The organism is Methylobacterium sp. CM6257 (assembly GCF_054611515.1).
Genome location: NZ_CM137735.1, coordinates 2,454,283 through 2,473,166, shown reverse-complemented (window position 1 = coordinate 2,473,166; position 18,884 = coordinate 2,454,283). Strand labels below are relative to the sequence as shown.

General features: G+C 68.8%; 17 protein-coding genes. 6 read left to right on the top strand and 11 right to left on the bottom strand.

Annotated elements, in window-relative coordinates; all coding sequences use genetic code 11:
- Nucleotides 1-152: 152 nt before the first annotated feature.
- Nucleotides 153-2,837 (top strand): type I DNA topoisomerase, encoded by a 2,685-nt coding sequence (gene topA / locus ACYCO6_RS12155; protein WP_459772020.1) that lies wholly within the window; start codon nt 153-155, stop codon nt 2,835-2,837.
- Nucleotides 2,838-3,057: 220 nt separating this feature from the next.
- On the opposite strand, the gene ACYCO6_RS12150 is transcribed toward topA, so the two are convergent.
- Nucleotides 3,058-3,246: a hypothetical protein gene (locus ACYCO6_RS12150; RefSeq protein WP_459772019.1), complete on the bottom strand. Its 189-nt coding sequence runs from the start codon at nt 3,244-3,246 to the stop codon at nt 3,058-3,060.
- A gap of 371 nt (nt 3,247-3,617) precedes the next feature.
- Between ACYCO6_RS12150 and parE the strand changes: the two genes are divergently transcribed.
- Nucleotides 3,618-5,690: a DNA topoisomerase IV subunit B gene (gene parE, locus ACYCO6_RS12145; RefSeq protein WP_459772018.1), complete on the top strand. Its 2,073-nt coding sequence runs from the start codon at nt 3,618-3,620 to the stop codon at nt 5,688-5,690.
- Between the two features lie 63 nt (nt 5,691-5,753).
- Here parE and ACYCO6_RS12140 read toward each other — a convergent pair whose 3' ends face one another.
- Nucleotides 5,754-6,245 carry a PRC-barrel domain-containing protein gene (locus ACYCO6_RS12140; protein ID WP_459772017.1) on the bottom strand — a complete coding sequence of 164 codons (492 nt, stop codon included), beginning with the start codon at nt 6,243-6,245 and terminating at the stop codon, nt 5,754-5,756.
- A gap of 205 nt (nt 6,246-6,450) precedes the next feature.
- Nucleotides 6,451-7,317 (bottom strand): outer membrane protein, encoded by an 867-nt coding sequence (locus tag ACYCO6_RS12135; RefSeq protein ID WP_459772016.1) that lies wholly within the window; start codon nt 7,315-7,317, stop codon nt 6,451-6,453.
- A gap of 410 nt (nt 7,318-7,727) precedes the next feature.
- Between ACYCO6_RS12135 and ACYCO6_RS12130 the strand changes: the two genes are divergently transcribed.
- The 3 genes from ACYCO6_RS12130 to ACYCO6_RS12120 all read left to right on the top strand — a co-directional run bounded on the left by ACYCO6_RS12130 (nt 7,728) and on the right by ACYCO6_RS12120 (nt 10,877).
- Nucleotides 7,728-8,087, top strand: a complete 360-nt coding sequence (locus ACYCO6_RS12130) for a hypothetical protein (RefSeq protein WP_459772015.1) — start codon at nt 7,728-7,730, stop codon at nt 8,085-8,087.
- A gap of 188 nt (nt 8,088-8,275) precedes the next feature.
- Complete coding sequence (locus tag ACYCO6_RS12125) at nt 8,276-9,718, top strand: DEAD/DEAH box helicase (RefSeq protein ID WP_459772014.1); 1,443 nt, start codon at nt 8,276-8,278, stop codon at nt 9,716-9,718.
- Between the two features lie 100 nt (nt 9,719-9,818).
- Nucleotides 9,819-10,877 carry a GGDEF domain-containing protein gene (locus tag ACYCO6_RS12120; protein ID WP_459772013.1) on the top strand — a complete coding sequence of 353 codons (1,059 nt, stop codon included), beginning with the start codon at nt 9,819-9,821 and terminating at the stop codon, nt 10,875-10,877.
- Between the two features lie 12 nt (nt 10,878-10,889).
- Here ACYCO6_RS12120 and ACYCO6_RS12115 read toward each other — a convergent pair whose 3' ends face one another.
- Together ACYCO6_RS12115 and ACYCO6_RS12110 are read right to left on the bottom strand one after the other, a co-directional pair.
- Nucleotides 10,890-11,267, bottom strand: coding sequence for a HesB/IscA family protein (locus ACYCO6_RS12115; protein WP_459772012.1), 378 nt, complete (start codon nt 11,265-11,267; stop codon nt 10,890-10,892).
- A 120-nt stretch (nt 11,268-11,387) separates the two neighbouring features.
- Entirely contained in the window at nt 11,388-12,380 is a 993-nt protein-coding gene (locus tag ACYCO6_RS12110; RefSeq protein WP_459772011.1) for a threo-3-hydroxy-L-aspartate ammonia-lyase, read from the bottom strand.
- Nucleotides 12,381-12,592: 212 nt separating this feature from the next.
- Here ACYCO6_RS12110 and ACYCO6_RS12105 point away from each other — a divergent pair, with 212 nt between their 5' ends.
- Nucleotides 12,593-12,817, top strand: a complete 225-nt coding sequence (locus ACYCO6_RS12105) for a hypothetical protein (RefSeq protein WP_459772010.1) — start codon at nt 12,593-12,595, stop codon at nt 12,815-12,817.
- A 56-nt stretch (nt 12,818-12,873) separates the two neighbouring features.
- Here the strand turns inward: ACYCO6_RS12105 and lpdA are convergent, their stop codons facing one another.
- From lpdA to pdhA, 6 genes are all read right to left on the bottom strand, one after another.
- Nucleotides 12,874-14,313 (bottom strand): dihydrolipoyl dehydrogenase, encoded by a 1,440-nt coding sequence (gene lpdA / locus ACYCO6_RS12100; RefSeq protein ID WP_459772009.1) that lies wholly within the window; start codon nt 14,311-14,313, stop codon nt 12,874-12,876.
- A gap of 13 nt (nt 14,314-14,326) precedes the next feature.
- Nucleotides 14,327-15,757, bottom strand: coding sequence for a pyruvate dehydrogenase complex dihydrolipoamide acetyltransferase (locus ACYCO6_RS12095; RefSeq protein ID WP_459772008.1), 1,431 nt, complete (start codon nt 15,755-15,757; stop codon nt 14,327-14,329).
- A 4-nt stretch (nt 15,758-15,761) separates the two neighbouring features.
- The gene (locus ACYCO6_RS12090) at nt 15,762-15,950 is read right to left on the bottom strand and encodes a hypothetical protein (RefSeq protein WP_459772007.1); all 189 of its coding nucleotides are present in this window, start codon (nt 15,948-15,950) and stop codon (nt 15,762-15,764) included.
- 15 nt (nt 15,951-15,965) lie between these two features.
- A complete protein-coding gene (locus ACYCO6_RS12085) occupies nt 15,966-16,241 on the bottom strand; it encodes a DUF5076 domain-containing protein (protein ID WP_459772006.1) in 276 nt (91 codons plus the stop codon).
- A 69-nt stretch (nt 16,242-16,310) separates the two neighbouring features.
- Complete coding sequence (locus tag ACYCO6_RS12080) at nt 16,311-17,753, bottom strand: pyruvate dehydrogenase complex E1 component subunit beta (protein ID WP_459772005.1); 1,443 nt, start codon at nt 17,751-17,753, stop codon at nt 16,311-16,313.
- Between the two features lie 57 nt (nt 17,754-17,810).
- Entirely contained in the window at nt 17,811-18,884 is a 1,074-nt protein-coding gene (gene pdhA, locus ACYCO6_RS12075) for a pyruvate dehydrogenase (acetyl-transferring) E1 component subunit alpha (protein WP_459772004.1), read from the bottom strand.

The window sequence follows — 18,884 nt, the reverse complement described above, 5'->3', positions numbered from 1 at the left end:
GCCTGCGTCGCCTCCGCCATTTGACATCCCGCCGCCCGTGACCCACTTGTGCCCGGCGCGCGGCCCCGGCCCGACGGCGGGCATTCGTCCCACGCGAATCTCGGAAAGAATTCGTCCGTCGAGCCCAGGCTCCGTCAGGGGCAGAGGTCTGAATGAAAGTCGTCGTCGTCGAGTCGCCGGCCAAAGCCAAGACGATCAATAAGTATCTCGGACGCGATTATGAAGTCATCGCCTCCTTCGGGCACATTCGCGACTTGCCGCCCAAGGACGGCTCGGTAGATCCCGAGCAGGATTTCCGCATGGTGTGGGAGCTGGCGGACCGGGGCGCGAGCCGCGTCTCCGAGATCGCCAAGGCGGTTAAGAGCGCCGACAAGCTGATTCTGGCGACCGACCCCGATCGCGAGGGCGAGGCCATCTCCTGGCACGTGCTGGAGGCGCTGACCGCCCGCAAGGCGCTCAAGGACATCCCGGTCGAGCGCGTGACCTTCAACGCCATCACCAAGGCCTCGGTCGAGGCGGCGATGCGCAAGCCCCGCGAGATCGACCAGGCGCTGGTCGACGCCTACCTGGCGCGCCGGGCGCTCGACTACCTCGTCGGCTTCAACCTCTCGCCGGTCCTGTGGCGTAAGCTCCCGGGCGCCCGCTCGGCGGGGCGCGTGCAGTCGGTGGCGCTCCGCCTGGTCGTCGAGCGCGAGATGGAGATCGAGCGGTTCAAGCCGCGCGAGTACTGGACGATCGTCGCCACCCTGACGACCGGGGACGGCGCGACCTTCGAGGCCCGCCTCGTGGGCGCGGACGGCAAGCGCATCCAGCGCCTCGACGTCGGGACGGCTGAGGAGGCCGCCGCCTTCAAGCGCGACCTGGAGCTCGCGACCTTCCAGGTGGCGAGCGTCGAGGCGAAGCCCGCCAAGCGCCACCCGCAGCCGCCCTTCACGACCTCCACGCTGCAGCAGGAGGCCTCCCGCAAGCTCGGCATGGCGCCGGCCCAGACCATGCGGGTCGCCCAGCGGCTCTACGAGGGCGTCGACATCGGCGGCGAGACGGTCGGCATCATCACCTACATGCGGACCGACGGCGTCGACATGGCGCCGGAGGCGATCCAGGACGCCCGCCGGGTGATCGGCAAGGAGTTCGGCGACCGCTACGTGCCGGACGTGCCGCGCAAGTACAGCGTCAAGGCGAAGAACGCCCAGGAGGCCCACGAGGCGGTGCGGCCCACCGACATGGGCCGCCTGCCCAAGACGGTGGCGCGCCACCTCGAGCCCGAGCAGGCCCGGCTCTACGAGCTGATCTGGACCCGCACCATGGCGAGCCAGATGGAATCGGCCGAGCTGGAGCGGACCACCGTGGACGTCACGGCCAAGGTCGGGCCGCGGACCATCGAGCTGCGCGCCACCGGCCAGGTGGTGAAGTTCGACGGCTTCCTGACCCTCTATCAGGAGGGCAAGGACGACGAGGAGGACGAGGAGAGCCGCCGCCTGCCGCCCATGAAGGCTGGCGACCCGCTCACCCGCGAGCGGATCAGCTCGACCCAGCACTTCACCGAGCCGCCGCCGCGCTACTCCGAGGCGAGCCTCGTGAAGCGCATGGAGGAGCTCGGCATCGGCCGCCCGTCCACCTACGCGGCCGTGCTGCAGACCCTGCGCGACCGCGAATATGTGAAGATTGAGAAGAAGCGGCTGCAGCCGGAGGACAAGGGGCGGCTCGTCACGGGCTTCCTGGAGAGCTTCTTCCGGCGCTACGTCGAGTACGACTTCACCGCCGACCTCGAGGAGCAGCTCGACCGCGTCTCCAACGCCGAGATCGACTGGCGGGCGGTGCTGCGCGACTTCTGGCGCGACTTCTCCGCGGCGATCGGCGAGACTAAGGAGCTGCGCGTCGCCGACGTGCTGGAGGCGCTGAACGGCCTCCTCGGGCCGCACATCTTCCCGGACAAGGGCGACGGCTCGAACCCGCGCACCTGCCCGACCTGCGGCTCGGGCCAGCTGTCGCTGAAGCTCGGAAAGTTCGGCGCCTTCATCGGCTGCTCGAACTACCCGGAGTGCAAGTACACCCGCCAGCTCTCGGCCTCAGGCATCGACGGTGAGGGCGAGGGCTCCTCGCCCGAGGGCGGCCAGCCGGGTGTCCGGGTGTTGGGCACCGATCCGGCGACCGGCCTGCCGGTGACGATCCGCGACGGCCGCTTCGGGCCGTTCGTGCAGCTCGGCGAGGCCTCCACCGAGAAGGGCGCCGAGAAGCCGAAGCGCTCCTCACTGCCCAGGGGCTTGACGCCCTCGGCGGTGGATCTCGAGAAGGCGCTCGCCCTGCTGTCGCTGCCCCGCGAGGTGGCGCGCCACCCCGAGACTGGCGAGCCGATTCTGGCCAATCTCGGCCGCTTCGGCCCCTACGTGCAGCACGGGAAGACCTACGCGAATCTCGGCAAGGACGACGACGTTCTGGAGATCGGGGCGAACCGCGCCATCGACCTGATCGTCGCCAAGGAACAGGGCGGCGGACGCGGCCGTCCGGCCGCCGATCCCGGCCGGCCGCTCGGCAAGGACGAGGCGAGCGGGCGCGACCTCGTGGTCAAGGCCGGACGCTACGGGTCCTACGTCACGGACGGCGAGGTAAACGCCACGCTGCCGAAGACGATGGCCGCCGAGGCGCTGACCCTCGACGAGGCCATCGCGCTGGTCAACGCCAAGCGCGCCTCGGGCGGCGGCAAGCCGGCCAAGCGCGGCGGGGCTCGGAAAACCTCCGCGCGCGCGGCGAGCGGCGACAAGCCGGCGGCCAAGAAGCCAGCCGCCAAGAAACCTGCGGCCAAGAAGGCCCCCGCGAAGAAGACGGGCGCCGGCTAAGACCTATTCTGACGGACGGTCTCGATCGAACGGGGTGCCAGAATCCCTATCTCATCCTCCTGCGGGGCCCATTCAGCGGGCCCTGAAGGAGATGGTCCGAAACCGTGGGCAAACCGGAGGGCGCCGTCGAGGTTTGCGCTGCGCGCAAGGACCTCAGGCCGCAGGCGAGTTTTGGCTAGCCGGGCTCGGCGGCTTCGGAGAACCGACGTCGCGGGTTGGTTCAGACCAGATAGGTGATCGTGGCGGCGACCGCGGTGGCGAACGTCGCCAGCGCGATGGTGGCGGAGTTCACCAGGGCCCGGGCCGGAGGCGCGCCTGCAGCCTCCTCCTCGCAGCCGAAGGCGGCGCCGGCCGCGTGCTCGAAGCGGATCAGGGTGAGGCGACGGGCCTCGATCGCGGCGTTGCTCATCGAGTGCGGCTCCCTGACCACGGTCAAGTTCTTGATCTCCGTCGACAACGCCGTTGGGGCCGCGCTGTTCCGGGGGTGATCTGTGGGTCCGGGTCGGACGGTCACGAGAAAGCCTTAACCCATTGTTGTGCAACGTTGTGATGACGGGCTGCAGCGCGCTCGGGCCGTCCATCACGCTGCTGCCCTCGCTCGTGGCGGCGCAGCATGCGATGGTAGGAACGTTCGGCACCGCGGCGAACCGCTTTGATGTTTCTGTTTTGTTCCGCTATATTGCGGGGATGAAGGCGCATGCTCCAAAACCCCAGACACGTGCCCAGAACCGTCTGCGCGACGTCGAGCCGGCCGACGGGCCGCGCCCGCGGAGGCCGCGCGTGAGCGACCCGGCGCGCGACCTGTTCGGGCCGGGCGGCAAGATGCCCTCCACGGCTCCGTCCGTCCGGCCATCCGAGCCGCGGCGGCGCCTCGACGCCTCGGCCTCCGTGGCGACGCTCGCGTCTGCCGGGCCTGAGGCCGGCTACACCGCCTCCGACATCGAGGTGCTTGAGGGGCTGGAGCCGGTCCGGCGCCGGCCCGGCATGTATATTGGCGGTACCGACGAGCGGGCGCTGCACCACCTCTTCGCCGAGGTGATCGACAACTCGATGGACGAGGCGGTCGCTGGCCATGCCAGCTTCATCGAGGTGGAGCTGGAAGAATCCGGCACCCTCGTGGTCACCGATAACGGCCGCGGCATCCCGGTCGATCCGCACCCGAAATTCCCGGGCAAGTCGGCGCTCGAGGTCATCATGACCACGCTGCATGCCGGCGGTAAATTCGACTCGAAGGTCTATGAGACCTCCGGCGGCCTGCACGGCGTCGGCATCTCGGTGGTGAACGCGCTCTCCGACCTGCTCGAGGTCGAAGTGGCACGCAATCAGACCCTCTACCGCCAGACCTTCTCGCGCGGTCACGCCCAGGGGGCGCTGGAGCTTGTCGGCCGGGTGCAGAACCGCCGCGGCACCAAAGTCCGTTTCCATCCCGATGCCGAGATCTTCGGCTCGCTGAAATTCGACCCGCGCCGCCTCTTCAAGATGGCGCGCTCGAAGGCCTACCTGTTCGGCGGCGTCGAGATCCGCTGGCGCTGCGCCCCCGCCCTTCTCGAAGGGATGGAGGATGTGCCGGCGGAAGCCGTGCACCGCTTCCCCGATGGGCTGCGCGACTACCTCGCCCGCGACATCGAGGGCAGGGAGCTGGTCACCGAGGCAATGTTCTCCGGCAAGATCACCAAGCCGGGCTCGCATGGCTCGCTCGAATGGGCGGTGGCCTGGATGGTCGCCGAGGACGGGATCTCGCATTCCTACTGCAACACGATCCCGACCCCCGAGGGCGGCACCCACGAGGCGGGCTTAAGGGTCGCGCTGCTGCGCGGCCTGCGCGAGCACGCCGAGCGCGTGAACCAGGCCAAGCGAATGACGGCGGTCACCACCGACGACGTCATGGCGACCTGCGCGTCGATGCTCTCGGTCTTCATCCGCGAGCCCGAGTTCCAGGGCCAGACCAAGGACAAGCTCGCCACCGTGGAGGCGCAGCGCATCGTCGAGACAGCGGTGCGCGACGCCTTCGACCACTGGCTCGCCGCCTCCCCGGCCCAGGCCAACAAGCTCCTCGACTGGGTGATCGACCGCGCCGAGGAGCGCCTGCGCCGCCGCCAGGAGAAGGAGGTCGCCCGCAAGAGCGCCACCCGCAAGCTCCGTTTGCCCGGCAAGCTCGCCGACTGCTCGGCGGCCGGCACTGCGGGTTCTGAGATCTTCATCGTCGAGGGCGACTCGGCCGGTGGCTCGGCCAAGCAGGCCCGCGACCGAGCGACTCAGGCGATCCTGCCGCTGCGCGGCAAGATCCTGAACGTCGCCTCGGCATCGCGCGACAAGCTCGGCGCCAACCAGCTCATCTCGGACCTGACGCTCGCACTCGGCTGCGGCACCGGCTCCGCCTTCCGCGAGGCGGACCTGCGCTACGAGAAGGTGATCATCATGACGGACGCCGACGTCGACGGCGCCCATATCGCCTCCCTGCTGATCACCTTCTTCTACCGGCAGATGCCGAAGCTCATCGACCGCGGGCACCTCTACCTCGCGATCCCGCCCCTCTACCGGCTGCAGCAGGGCTCCAAGGTCGCCTATGCCCGCGACGATGCCGACCGGGAGCGGATCATCAAGACGGTGTTCAAGGGCGGCAAGGTCGAGATCGGGCGCTTCAAGGGTCTGGGCGAGATGATGCCGGCCCAGCTCAAGGAGACCACCATGGACCCGAAGAAGCGCACGCTGCTGCGCGTCGCGGTTCTGGACGAGGCCCGGGAATCGACCGGCGACACCGTCGAGCGCCTGATGGGCAACAAGCCGGAGGCCCGTTTCGCCTTCATCAGCGAGCGCGCGGCCTTCGCCGAGGGCGCGGATCTCGACATCTGAGCGGCATACGCCCGGAATCACCATCGCCGAGGCGTAGCCGCCTCGGCGATGGTGAAGCGAGGGCTAATGCGTGCTGATCACCTTGGCCGGGTCGAAGGGCTGGGCCGCCGCCACCGTGTCCTTGCTCATGTTGAGAACCGCCGAGAACCGGTCTCCGCCGGGCCGCAGGACCAGGGCACCGGGCTCAACCGCGATGCGCTTGCTGCTGAGGCCGAGGAAGCCGCCGACGTCGAGCACCACTGCCTTGAGTGTGCCGCCATCGGTGATCAGCAGGTCGTCGATCTTGCCGACGCTGTCGCCCGCGGCGTTGTGCACGTTCACGCCGATCAGCTTCGAGGCCATGACGGCGACGGGCTTGAGTCCCTGACGCTTGGCGGCATCCTGGGCGCTCGCTGCCTCCATAAGCCGTCCGGCGCCGCTGCCGTCCGTCGAGGTGCCAGGTCCGGTGCCGGGCAGCACCGTATCCTTGCCGATCACGGTGGCATCCTGCGCGCCGGCCGGCGAACCCCCCAGGCCGAGGGCAGCAAGCGACAGGATAAGGATTCGGCTTCGCATCGCTGATCGCTCCGGTGCGCCGGCCTCTTCGCCATGTCGCTTCGCGGCGCCGCGGTCTCAATCGCGGGCTTCGATCCCGGTTCCGGCCGCCCGTGTCGCACCCCGCGCCGGTACGGAGCGCGATGTGAAAACGCGAAAGAGCCCGACCTTGCGGCCGGGCCCCTCCTCTTCACAGAGCCGGCGGTGCCGACTCCGGCGTTCGATCTCAGTACGAGCCGAACTTGTAGTTCAGGCCGGCGCGGACGACGGCGAACTCGGTGTTGGCGGCGGCGCCGTTGAGGTAGGCGGTGCCGTTCGGGGCCAGCAGGGTCGGGTAGAACACGCCGCCGGCGGCGTTCTTCTGGCGGTCGAGGTTCACGTACAGACCTTCAACCTTCAGCGTCACGGCGGACGAGCGGAAGAAGTTCAGGAACGAGTCGGTCGGGAGCGCGTACTCGATGCCGCCGCCGACGGCGTAGCCGGTGCGGAAGCTGTCGCGGAAGCGGTTGCCGGCGAAGTTCTGGTCGTCCTGGCCCGAGCCGTAGGCGAAGCCGCCGGTGCCGTACACGAGGGTGCGGTCGAAGGCGTAGCCGAGGCGGCCGCGAACGGTGCCGAAGTAGTCGAGGCCGTTGCCGCTGGTGGCGACGAAGGCCCGCGGCGCCGAGAAGGCGAAGCCGGGAGCCCCGACGACGCCGTAGTTCTGGGTCACGTTGGCACGGCGCGCGAAGTCGACATACTGGGCGTCAGCCTCGAAGCCGATCACGACACCCGAGCCCGGGGTGAACTGGTAGTTGTAGCCGATCTGCGCGCCGCCGGTGAAGCCGTCATTGTTGTTGCGGTTGTTGACGCTGACCACGGCGTTGGTGTCGGGCGAATTGATCAGCGTGCCACCCGGCAGCGCATAGTTGGTCGTGTTGCGGCTGCTGGCATCGAAGCCGTAACCGGCGTTCACACCGAAGTAGAACCCGGTCCAGGTGAAGACCGGAACCGGCGTGAAGACCGGCGGAGGTGCGGCGCGGCGCGGAAGATCGGCTGCCGATGCTGCGGCGGTCATGCCGGCGAGCACGGTTGATGCAAGGAGAAGCTTCTTCATGATCTCTTAGGTCCTGGGTTAGCTTGAGCCGGCTGCCTTCTAGGCGCTCTGGGTCGGCGGGTCTGTCGCTTTCCTGCAACAAGCATCCTCAGACTAGCGCGATCCCGTCAACGAAAGATGAAGACTAACGACACTTGTAGATGGCCGCGGGCCCTCCTCTATCATTGCCCGGTTGCCTAAAGCGTCGGAAAGGCTCGGCGGATTAGCCAATTTTTGACTCTCAGGTCTGCGGGGATCTGCGCGATCCGGGGGCTGAGATTGTCTGTGGTCTCGCCGGGGGCGTTCCGGATCGAGCGTTTTATTTCGGTACATCAGGGGGCGTGGGGCCGCCCGCCCGTAAGGCGGCGGTTAACCGTATTCCCCGATGGTGCTGCGAGGGCCGGCCCGTCGTCCGGTTGGGAGAGTCGCCCATGCATATCCGCGACGACCGCGGCCCGAAGGCCTTCGGTAAGCGCCGATCTCTCGAGGAGCCGGCGGTGCCAGCGCTCTTGCCCAGCAGCCTTGAGCGGAATCGCGGCCTCCAGCGGCCGGTAGGCCCGCTCGCCTGGGCTGTCCGGATGTCGGCCATTCTCGGATCCGTCGCGGTCTTCGCCGCCTATCAGCTCGCCCACTTGAGCCAGCCGGGCGAGGCCCCGGCCCGGATCGCCCTTGACGGACGCCCTCTGCTGGCCGATCCCGAGACAACCGGCGCGATCCCGCCCGCAATTGCCGCCCGCGCTGCCCGCCTGGACCCCTGTCTCCTACCTATTCCCGACCGTCCGAGGCCCTGATCGCTTGTGCGTGGCGGCGTGCCAGCTTGCATTGCGAGATTGACAAGCCGCGCCAAGCCCCTAACTGACGGTGATGCATGCGCCCCGCGGCCCCGGGAGCGTACGAGCGCCCCGCGCGAGCCTTCCCCAGCCGTTGCCGCGACGGTGTCCACCGCGCCGGCCGGGCGCGCAACGGTTCCTGAACGCAGATGCCTTTTTCCGACCTGGGACTGAGCGAGAAAGTCCTGAACGCCGTCGAAGCGGCGGGATATACCGAACCGACGCCGATCCAGGCCGAGGCCATCCCCCACGTTCTGGCGCGCCGCGACGTCCTGGGGATCGCCCAGACCGGAACCGGCAAGACCGCCGCCTTCACGCTGCCGATGCTGACGCTTCTGGAGCACGGCCGCGCCCGCGCCCGGATGCCGCGCACGCTCATCCTGGAGCCGACCCGTGAGTTGGCCGCCCAGGTGGTGGAGAATTTCGACCGCTACGGAACCAACCACAAGCTCAACGTGGCCCTGATCATCGGCGGTGTGTCGTTTGCCGACCAGGACGCCAAGCTCATGCGCGGCACCGACGTGCTGATCGCGACGCCGGGGCGCCTTCTCGACCATTTCGAACGCGGCAAGCTGCTGCTCACCGGCGTCGAGCTCCTGGTCATCGACGAGGCCGATCGCATGCTCGACATGGGATTCATCCCCGACATCGAGCGGATCGTCAAAATGGTGCCGTTCACCCGGCAGACCCTGTTCTTCTCGGCGACCATGCCGCCGGAGATCGAGCGGTTGGCGGACATGTTCCTGCACAACCCGCAGCGGGTCGAGGTGGCGCGGGCCTCCTCCACGGCCTCGACGATCACCCAGCGTCTGGTCGCCACCGGCCACGAGGGGCATGCCAAGCGCGAGCGCTTGCGCGGCCTGATCCGCGGTGAGGAGGATCTGAAGAACGGGATCATCTTCTGCAATCGCAAGCGCGACGTCGCCCTGCTCCAGAAGTCTTTGGTCAGCCACGGCTTCGACGCGGCGGCCCTGCACGGCGACATGGACCAGCGCGCGCGGACCACCGCCCTCGACGCCTTCCGCAACGGTGAGACCGCCCTGCTGGTCGCCAGCGACGTGGCGGCCCGCGGCCTCGACATCCCGGCGGTCAGCCACGTCTTCAACTTCGACGTGCCGCATCATCCCGAGGATTACGTTCACCGGATCGGGCGCACCGGCCGCGCCGGTCGGGCCGGGACCGCCTATACGCTGGTCTCCCCCGAGGACACCCGGTCGCTGGGCGCCATCGAGGCCCTGATCGGTCAGCCCATCCCCTGGCTCGACGGCGACCTGACCACGGTCGCCGAACCATCTGAGGACACCGGGACGCGTCACCGCGGCCGCTCGGCCGAAACCCGCCGCGGTGGCCGCTCGGCCAGGGCCGGCAGCAAGAGCGCGGGAGAGGCCGGAGGAGACCGCCCGAAGGCTCGCGGCAGCCGCAGCGGATCGGCCGCGCAGCGCGCCGAGAGCCGCCCGGTGGTGCCGCGCGGCGAGCCCGTGCGCGAGGAGCGCGGCCGTCGGCACGAGGCGGAGGGCGACACGCCCATCGGGCTCGGCTCCCATGTTCCGGCCTTCCTGCTTCGTCCAATCTTGGCGAAGAAAGAGAAGTAACAGAAGTCTTTTCAGGCTTAACCGTCCGGCTACCAAGCTGCCGTAGACCAGACTAGGGCCGTGATGCACGAGAGCGTCGACGGCCTGGGGCGGGACACGGATGAGCCAGGAGACCTATTCGGACCGTGATCGCAGCTTCGCCTTGGCGAAGCGCACCCATGACCTGATTCGCGACTACGGTCCTTCCGCGACGCCGCGCGCCTATGCCGTCTGGTACGCTTACGTGTCGGGGGAGCTGCCGCTCCTCAGCGACGCGGTGAAGCGCCTCACCACTCAGAATGGCTGCCTTACGGAAGTCGATATCGACGACCTGTACGAGACCTATCTGGACGGACGGCGCCTGGCGACCGCCACCGGCGACATCAGTCGCGTTGTCCTGAGCGAGATCGCGGCGGTGACCGAGATTCTCGATCTGTCCCTCGGCTCCACCGCCCAGTACGGCGAATCCCTGCGCGGCCTGGCCCAGGATCTGGCGCAGGGCCTTCCCAGTCGCGCGCGCCTCGGCGAGATCGTCGCCACGCTGGTCTCGACGACGCGCGAGGTTGCCGCGAACAACCGGGTTCTCGAGGCGCGTATGCGCGAGACCCGCAGCGAGATCGAAACCCTGCGCGAGAAGTTGGAGGCGACCCGGCTGGAGAGCCTCACCGACGCCCTCACCGGCCTGGCGAACCGCAAGCATTTCGAGGAGACCCTGAAGGCCGCCATCGAGGCTGCGCGCAGCTGCTCCGGCTCCATGAGCCTGGTGATCCTCGACATCGACTTCTTCAAGCGCTTCAACGACCTTTACGGTCATCTCACGGGCGATCAGGTCCTGCGGCTTGTGGCGATCGTGATGCGCGAGAATGCCGGCAAGCAGGCGCATCTCGCCCGGTTCGGCGGCGAGGAATTCGGCATCGTGCTGCCGGGAGCGGACCGCGCCATGGCCCGCCAGGTGGCCGAGACGGTGCGCGCCAGCGTGATGGGGCGCGAGCTGGTCAAGCGCTCGACGGGCGAGTCGCTCGGCAAGGTCACCGTGTCGCTGGGCGTCGCGGTCCTTCGCCCCGGCGATACCCCGGCCTCGCTGCTGGAGCGGGCCGACCTGTGCATGTTCGCCGCCAAACGCGGGGGCCGGAACCGCGCCGTGGACGACGCGGCCGAGTCGCTGTCGCAGGTGGCCTGAGCGCGGGGCTGCTCAGGCCCGGGCCGGCACCCGGTCCGCCGAGACCGGCGTGATCGCCACGGACTCACCGCAGCCGCAGGCCGAGGTCTGGTTCGGGTTGTTGAACACGAACTGCGACGCCAGCTTGTCGGTGATGAAATCCATCTCGGTGCCGAGCAGGAACAGCACCGCCTTCGGATCGACGAAGACCCGCACGCCGCGATCCTCGACCACGTCCTCACCGGGCTTGGCGGCCTCGGCATATTCCATCGTGTAGGACATGCCGGCGCAGCCGCCGTTCCGGACGCCGACCCGGAGCCCGGCGATCGGCCGGTCGGCCTCCGCCATGATCGCCTTGATCCGATCGGCGGCCCGATCGGTCAGCGAGAGTACCTTGAAACCTGCAGACATCGTCACCCTCCCGCCCATCCGGGTTCAAGGCCCGGAGAGCGCGCATTCTGACCTGTTCAAGATAAGCATTGGGTTGAGGCCGGTCCACCGCGGCCAAGTCACACTGGGCTAGCCTTCGCCTCAGGCCGCCTCGGCAGTGAGCCGTGCGAAGGTGGCGAGATCGACGTTGCCGCCGCTGATCACCACGCCGACGCGCTTGTCCTTCACATCCACGAGCCCGTTCAGCACTGCCGCCGCTGCCAGGCAGCCGGTCGGCTCGACCACGAGCTTCATCCGGGTCGCGAAGAACCGCATGGTCTCAACGAGCTGCGCGTCCGTTACGGTGACGATGTCGGTGACATGCTGGCGGATGATCGCGAAGGTGAGGTCGCCGAGCGCCGTCGACTGCGCCCCATCGGCGATGGTCCGGGGCACCGGGATCGTCACCACATGTCCTTCGCGGAAGGAACGCTGCCCGTCATTGCCCGCCTCGGGCTCGACGCCGATCACCCGGCAGCCCGGCGAGAGCTCCGCGGCGGCGAGCGCGCAACCGGCGAGCTGGCCGCCGCCACCGAGGCAGGCCACCAACACGTCGAGGGGCCCTGCCGTCTCGAGCAACTCCTGCGCCAGGGTCCCCTGCCCGGCGATCACGTCGCGGTGGTTGAACGGCGGGATCACCGTCAGGCCCCGCGGCCCGGCGATCTCGCGGCCCAGGGCCTCGCGATCCTGGGTGTAGCGGTCGTACAGGACCACGTCGGCGCCGTAGCCCCGGGTGGCGGCGATCTTGGCGGCGGGCGCGTCCGCCGGCATGATGATGGTCGCGGGGGCGCCGAGCAGACGGCTCGCCAGGGCGATGGCCTGGGCGTGGTTGCCCGAGGAGAAGGTGAGCACGCCGCGGGCGCGGGCCGACTCCGGCAGGGCGCTGATCGCGTTGTAGGCCCCACGGAACTTGAAGGCACCGGCCCGCTGCAGGTTCTCCGCCTTGAAGAACAGCCGGCCGCCGGTCATCGCGTCCGCCGTGCGCGAGGTCAGGACGGGCGTGCGGTGCGCGACGCCCGCGATGCGCTCCGCCGCACGGGCCACATCGGCGAAGGTAGGAAGGCCGCCGGCCGCCTCGACGTGTTCGCCCTGCATCGTGCTTTGCCTCGCTCCAATCCCGTGCCGGCTGCCTCATACGGAGGTTTCGCTCCGGACGCACCCTGCCCATCCACATGAAGAAGCGGAGCCATTCACTGGTTCACCGCTTATCCAGGCAGGATCGCTGGGGGCGGCATCACCATGGATCTGAGATCTCGGATCGGGCCCGGGGCCACGGATCGCCCGCTGGTCCGCGGCAGCGTCGCACGATGAGCACCTGGGTGCGCGACAGGCCGGCGGGCGACGGTTCGAACGAGGTCACCTTCCGGGGCCGCGGGCTGGCGGTCCGCTCCGGGACGCGGCTGATCCTGCTCGTCTGCCCACTCTGCTCGCAGCGGAACGCGCCGCGGGGCGCCGAGCGCGGTGTCTGCGAATGGTGCGCCTACGTGCCGTCGCCGGATGAGGCAGAGCCGGTGGAGAGGGCGCGCGACTGAGGCCTACCGAGACCGCGCGCTTGCGGCCACGTCGGGCCGCGGGCGCGCAGGGTCTCCTACGTGTGGATTACCTTCCCGTACGCATCCAGCACGCTCTCGTGCATCATCTCGCTGAGCGTCGGGTGCGGGAACACCGTGTGCATCAGCTCCTCTTCGGTGCTCTCCAGGTTCATCGCCACGACGTAACCCTGGATCAGCTCGGTGACCTCGGCGCCGACCATGTGGGCGCCGAGGAGCTGGCCGGTCTTGGCGTCGAACACCGTCTTGATCAGCCCGTCCGGCTCGCCGAGCGCGATCGCCTTGCCGTTACCCGCAAAGGGGAAGCGTCCGACCTTCACGGAGAAGCCCTGCTCCTTGGCCTTGGCCTCGGTGAGCCCGACGCTGGCGATCTGCGGCTGGCAATAGGTGCAGCCGGGGATCTTGGCCTTGTCCATCGGATGAGTATGCAGGCCCTTGATGGTCTCGATGCAGATGACACCCTCGTGCTCGGCCTTGTGGGCGAGCATCGGCGGGCCGGCGACGTCGCCGATGGCGTAGAGGCCGGGCACGTTGGTGCGGCCGAGCCCGTCGGTCACCACGATGCCGCGGTCGATCTTCACCCCGAGCTTTTCGAGGCCAATATTTTCGATGTTGCCGACGACGCCCACGGCCGAGATCAGCTTCTCGGCGGTGATCTGCTGGGTCTTGCCGTCGCCGCCCTCGATCGTGGCGGTGACGGAGTCGGCGCCCTTCTCGACCTTGGTCACTTTGGCGCCGGTGAGGATCTTGATGCCCTGCTTCTCGAAGCGCTTGCGCGCGAGGGCGGCAATCTCGGCGTCCTCTACGGGGAGAATCTGCGGCAGCAGCTCCACCACGGTCACCTCGGCGCCCATGGTGCGGTAGAACGAGGCGAACTCGATGCCGATGGCGCCTGAGCCCATCACCAGCAGGCTCTTGGGCATCGTCTCGGGGACCATGGCCTCGTAGTAGGTCCAGATCAGCTTCTTGTCGGGCTCGATCCCGGGGATCGCGCGGGGACGCGCGCCGGTGGCCACGATGATGTGCTTGGCTTGGTAGGTGCCGGCGCCCTTGGCGCCCTTCGGCGCCTCGGCGCGCTTGGTCTCCTTCACGGTGACCTTGCCGGGCTGGTTGCCCTGCGCCGCGCTGTCGACCGAGGCCTCGCCCCAGATCACGTCGACCTTGTTCTTCTTGAGCAGCATGCCGACGCCGCCGTTGAGCCGGCTCGAGACGCCGCGGGAGCGCTTCACGATGGCCGCGGTGTCGAACCCGACCTTCTCCGCCGTCAGCCCGTAATCACCGGGGTGCTGGAAGTAGTGAAAGATCTCGGCCGAGCGGAGCAGGGCCTTGGTTGGAATGCAGCCCCAGTTCAGGCAGATACCGCCGAGATGCTCGCGGTCGACCACGGCGGTCTTGAAGCCGAGCTGCGCCGCGCGGATCGCCGTGACGTAGCCGCCGGGCCCGGCGCCGATGATGAGGACGTCGTAGGTGTCGGACATCGTGCGCTCCGGCTCAGACCAGCATGCCCATCGGGTTCTCGATCAGCCCCTTGAAGGCCGAGACCAGCTCCGCGCCGAGCGCACCGTCGAGGACGCGGTGGTCGCAGGAGAGGGTGCAGGTCATCACCTGGACCACCGCCGGCGCCCCGTCCTTCACGACGACGCGCTTCTCCCCGGCACCCACCGCCAAGATGGTCGATTGCGGCGGGTTGATCACCGCGGTGAAGTGCTTGATGCCGAACATGCCGAGGTTCGACACCGAGGTGACACCGCCCTGATACTCCTCGGGCTTCAGCTTCTTGGCGCGCGCCCGGGCGGCGAAATCCTTCATCTCGTTGGAGATGGTCGAGAGCGTCTTCTCGTCGGCCCGACGGATCACCGGCGTGAACAGGCCGCCGTCGATCGCCACCGCGACGCCGACCTCGGCGTGCTTGAAACGCAGGATCCGGTCCTCGGCAAAGACCGCGTTGGCGTCCGGAACGCGGGTGAGCGCGAGGCCCATCGCCTTGATGACGAAGTCGTTCACCGAGAGCTTGAAGGTCGGCTTGCCGTCCTTGTCCTTGCCGGCGGAGCCGTTGAGCGTCTCGCGCAGCTTCATCAGTGCGTCGAGTTCGCAATCCACCGTCAGGTAGAAGTGCGGGGCCACCTGCATCGCCTCGGTGAGACGCTTGGCGATGGTCTTGCGCATGCCGTCGAGCGGCACTTCCTCGTAGGCGTCCTTGGCGAAGAAGCCCTTGACCTGATCGGTGGTGAGTCCGGCCGGCGCGCCGCCCGCGGGGGCGGTCTTCTGAGCCGGGGCCGCCTTCGGCGCCTCGGCGGCGGGCTGCGCGGCGGCGGGCGCCTTGGTGGCCCCGGAGGCCTTCGCGGCCTGGACGTCGCGGGCGATGATGCGGCCGCGCGGCCCGCTGCCCTGGACGGCGCCGAGATCGACGCCCTCCTGTTTGGCGATCCGCCGGGCGAGCGGCGAGGCGAAGACCCGGCCGCCCGAGCCAGCCTGCGCCCCCGCCTGCGGGGCGCCGCCGGGCTGCGCACCCTCCGGTGCCGCGTTCACCCGCTCGTACGACATGTGGCCGCCGCCGGGCGTGGTGTTCTGCGACGCGGCCGACGCGTCGGCCTTGGGCTCCGGCTTGGATTCGGCCTTGGCCTCGCCGTTCGAGGCGGCCTTCGGCGCGCCGCCGGCCTGCACGCTCGACGGGTCCTCACCCTCACCGGCGATGATGGCGATCAGATCGTTGACCGGCACGTCCGCGGTGCCCTCGGGCACGAGGATCTTGGCGAGCACGCCCTCGTCGATGGCCTCCACCTCCATGGTGGCCTTGTCGGTCTCGATCTCCGCCAGCACGTCGCCGGACTTGATCGGGTCGCCCTCCTTCTTGAGCCACTTGGCGAGGTTGCCCTTCTCCATGGTCGGGGAGAGCGCGGGCATCAGCACGTTGATCGGCATGGCATCAGGTCTCGGGCAAGGCCGGGGCGGCCGGATCGTCGAAGGGGAAGAGGTCGTCGAGGGGGAACGGAACGGCGTCGAAGGGCAGCACCGGATGCGTCTCCGGCACCCCGTCGACGATCGCGGCGACGCGATGCGCGGGGACCGCCTCCAGATCCGCGTAGGTCGCCTGCCGGACAGCCGCCTCAGCCATGGTCGGGCGCCATCGCTAGTTGAGGCCGCCGGGGCCGAGCCCCTCGGCCTCCCACCCGGCGCGGATGCGCTCGAACGCCTCCTCCTCCGACAGGTCGGTCTCCAGCGCGTACGCGCGGGCCGCCTGCCGGGCGAGGTCGATCAGGAGCCGGCCCCAGGTGGCCGGGTCGTCGAAGGAGCGGCGCAGGGCGACGCTCACCGCCCCGTCCACCACGGCCGCACGCAACACCTCGATGCCGCCCTGTTCGAGGGCGTCGGGCGGGATGGAGAGTTCGGCGAAATCGTTGCTCATGGCGCGCCGGCTATTCCTTGACCCCCTGCCGGGGCGGAGATGGGATTGTTCGTCCCGCCCGCGCGCCGGTCACTTGTAGCAGACGCTCTTGGCGGCCTCGACGACCTCCGCCACCGTCGGCAGAGCCAGCTTCTCGAGGTTGGCCGCGTAGGGCATCGGCACGTCCTTGCCGGTGATGCGCAGGACCGGGGCGTCCAAGAAGTCGAAGGCGTCGACCATCAGGCGGGCCACGATCTCGGCGCCGACGCCGGATTGCGGGAAGCCCTCCTCCACGGTGATGCAGCGGCCGGTCTTCTTCACGGACTCGACCACCGTCTCGGTGTCCATCGGGCGGATCGTGCGCAGGTCGATCACCTCCGCCTCGATGCCCTGCTCGGCCAGCGCTTGGGCGGCCTTGAGGGCGTAGGTCATGCCGATGGCGAAGGACACGATGGTCACGTCGCTGCCGGTGCGGTGGATCTTCGCCTTGCCGATCGGCAGCACGAAATCGTCAAGCTTCGGCACCGGGAAGGACTGCCCGTACAGAATCTCGTTCTCGAGGAAGATCACCGGGTTCGGGTCGCGGATTGCGGCCTTGAGCAGGCCCTTGGCATCCGAGGCCGTGTAGGGCGCGATGACCTTCAGGCCCGGCACGTTGGAGTACCAAGCGGAATAGTCGTGGCTGTGCTGGGCGGCCACGCGGGCGGCCGCGCCGTTGGGGCCGCGGAACACGATCGGGCAGCCGAGCTGGCCGCCGGACATGTAGAGGGTCTTGGCCGCCGAATTGATGATGTGGTCGATCGCCTGCATGGCGAAATTGAAGGTCATGAACTCGACGATCGGCTTCAAGCCGGCGAGCGCCGCACCGACACCGATGCCGGCGAAGCCGTGTTCGGTGATCGGGGTGTCGACCACGCGCTTGGCCCCGAACTCCTGCAGCAGGTTCTGGGTGACCTTGTAGGCGCCCTGATACTCGGCAACCTCCTCGCCCATGATGAAGACGTCGCCGTCGCGGCGCATCTCCTCGGCCATGGCGTCGCGCAGGGCCTCGCGAACCGTCTGGGTGACCATCGGCGTGTCGGCCGGGAACTCCTCCATCACCGGCTCTTGGGCCTTGTTGGTGATGACGGCCGGGGCGGCCGGCGCCTTCGGGGCGTCGTCGCCCGTCTTCGCGGCCGGAGCCGGCTTGTCGGCCTGACCCTCGGCCTGCATGTCGGGCGTCGGGGCCGGATGGCCGCCGGCGCCGTTGGGCTTCGCGCCGCCGCCGGCCTGGACGCTCGACGGGTCCTCGCCCTCACCGGCGATGATGGCGATCGGCGTGTTCACCGCGACGCCCTCAGTGCCCTCCGCGATCAGGATCTTGGCGAGCACGCCCTCGTCGATCGCCTCGACCTCCATGGTGGCCTTGTCGGTCTCGATCTCCGCCAGGACATCGCCGGACTTGATCGGGTCTCCCTCCTTCTTCAGCCACTTGGCGAGCTTGCCCTCCTCCATGGTGGGCGAGAGGGCGGGCATCAGGATGTCGGTCGCCATGCTCAGCTCTGCGGTCGTCGTCTCGTTAGGGGGCGGCCAGCGTCGTCGGCGACGCGCTCAGGCGTGCGCGTCCAGGAGGATATCGGTCCAGAGCTCCGAGGGATCGGGCTCGGGATCGTTGGTGGCGAACTCGGCCGAGGCGTTCACAATCTCGCGGACCTTGGCGTCGGTGGCCTTCAGGTCAGCCTCCGGTACCCCGTGCAGCTCGAGCAGGCGCTTGCGCACCATCTCGATCGGGTCGTGCTCGTCGCGCATCTTCGAGACCTCGTCCTTGGTCCGGTACTTGGCCGGATCGGACATGGAGTGGCCGCGATAGCGGTAGGTCTGCATCTCCAGGATGTAGGGGCCCTGGCCCGTGCGGGCGTGCTCGATCGCCCGTGTGGCGGCCTCGCGGACGGTACGCACGTCCATGCCGTCGACCTGTTCGCCCGGGATGCCGAAGGAGAGGCCGCGCTTCGAGAAGTCGGTCTGCGCCGAGGCGCGGACCACCGAAGTGCCCATAGCGTAGCGGTTGTTCTCGATGACGTAGACGACCGGCAGCTTCCAGAGCGCCGCCATGTTGAAGCTCTCGTAGACCTGGCCCTGGTTGGCGGCGCCGTCGCCCATGTAGGTCAGGCTGACCTTGCCGTTCTCCCGATAATGGTCGGCGAAGGCGAGGCCGGTGCCGAGCGAGACCTGCGCGCCGACGATGCCGTGGCCGCCGAAGAACTGCTTCTCGCGGCTGAACATGTGCATCGAGCCGCCCTTGCCGCGGGAATACCCGCCGCGGCGGCCGGTCAGCTCGGCCATGACGCCCTTGGGGTCCATGCCGCAGGCCAGCATGTGGCCGTGGTCGCGGTAGCCGGTGATGACCTGGTCGCCCTCGACCGAGGCCATCTGCATGCCGATCACCACGGCTTCCTGGCCGATGTAGAGGTGGCAGAAGCCGCCGATCAGGCCCATGCCGTAGAGCTGGCCGGCCTTCTCCTCGAAGCGCCGGATCAGCAGCATCTCATGGTAGGCGTGGAGGTCTTCCTCGCGGGTGAATTGCGGCATGTTGGGCGCCGGCTTGTGCGCTTCGGCGGCCTGAGGGCTCGCGGCCTGCGATTGGGAGGACGAAGCGTCCTTGGCAGGCTCCTTGGCGGCATCCAT

What these genes read in the sequence shown, in the direction of transcription:
- topA (WP_459772020.1), top strand. Translation starts at nt 153, where the DNA reads ATGAAAGTCGTCGTCGTCGAGTCGCCGGCCAAAGCCAAGACGATCAAT.
- ACYCO6_RS12150 (WP_459772019.1), bottom strand. Translation starts at nt 3,246, where the DNA reads ATGAGCAACGCCGCGATCGAGGCCCGTCGCCTCACCCTGATCCGCTTC.
- ACYCO6_RS12140 (WP_459772017.1), bottom strand. Translation starts at nt 6,245, where the DNA reads ATGCGAAGCCGAATCCTTATCCTGTCGCTTGCTGCCCTCGGCCTGGGG.
- ACYCO6_RS12135 (WP_459772016.1), bottom strand. Translation starts at nt 7,317, where the DNA reads ATGAAGAAGCTTCTCCTTGCATCAACCGTGCTCGCCGGCATGACCGCC.
- ACYCO6_RS12130 (WP_459772015.1), top strand. Translation starts at nt 7,728, where the DNA reads ATGCATATCCGCGACGACCGCGGCCCGAAGGCCTTCGGTAAGCGCCGA.
- ACYCO6_RS12125 (WP_459772014.1), top strand. Translation starts at nt 8,276, where the DNA reads ATGCCTTTTTCCGACCTGGGACTGAGCGAGAAAGTCCTGAACGCCGTC.
- ACYCO6_RS12120 (WP_459772013.1), top strand. Translation starts at nt 9,819, where the DNA reads ATGAGCCAGGAGACCTATTCGGACCGTGATCGCAGCTTCGCCTTGGCG.
- ACYCO6_RS12115 (WP_459772012.1), bottom strand. Translation starts at nt 11,267, where the DNA reads ATGTCTGCAGGTTTCAAGGTACTCTCGCTGACCGATCGGGCCGCCGAT.
- ACYCO6_RS12110 (WP_459772011.1), bottom strand. Translation starts at nt 12,380, where the DNA reads ATGCAGGGCGAACACGTCGAGGCGGCCGGCGGCCTTCCTACCTTCGCC.
- ACYCO6_RS12105 (WP_459772010.1), top strand. Translation starts at nt 12,593, where the DNA reads ATGAGCACCTGGGTGCGCGACAGGCCGGCGGGCGACGGTTCGAACGAG.
- lpdA (WP_459772009.1), bottom strand. Translation starts at nt 14,313, where the DNA reads ATGTCCGACACCTACGACGTCCTCATCATCGGCGCCGGGCCCGGCGGC.
- ACYCO6_RS12095 (WP_459772008.1), bottom strand. Translation starts at nt 15,757, where the DNA reads ATGCCGATCAACGTGCTGATGCCCGCGCTCTCCCCGACCATGGAGAAG.
- ACYCO6_RS12090 (WP_459772007.1), bottom strand. Translation starts at nt 15,950, where the DNA reads ATGGCTGAGGCGGCTGTCCGGCAGGCGACCTACGCGGATCTGGAGGCG.
- ACYCO6_RS12085 (WP_459772006.1), bottom strand. Translation starts at nt 16,241, where the DNA reads ATGAGCAACGATTTCGCCGAACTCTCCATCCCGCCCGACGCCCTCGAA.
- ACYCO6_RS12080 (WP_459772005.1), bottom strand. Translation starts at nt 17,753, where the DNA reads ATGGCGACCGACATCCTGATGCCCGCCCTCTCGCCCACCATGGAGGAG.
- pdhA (WP_459772004.1), bottom strand. Translation starts at nt 18,884, where the DNA reads ATGGATGCCGCCAAGGAGCCTGCCAAGGACGCTTCGTCCTCCCAATCG.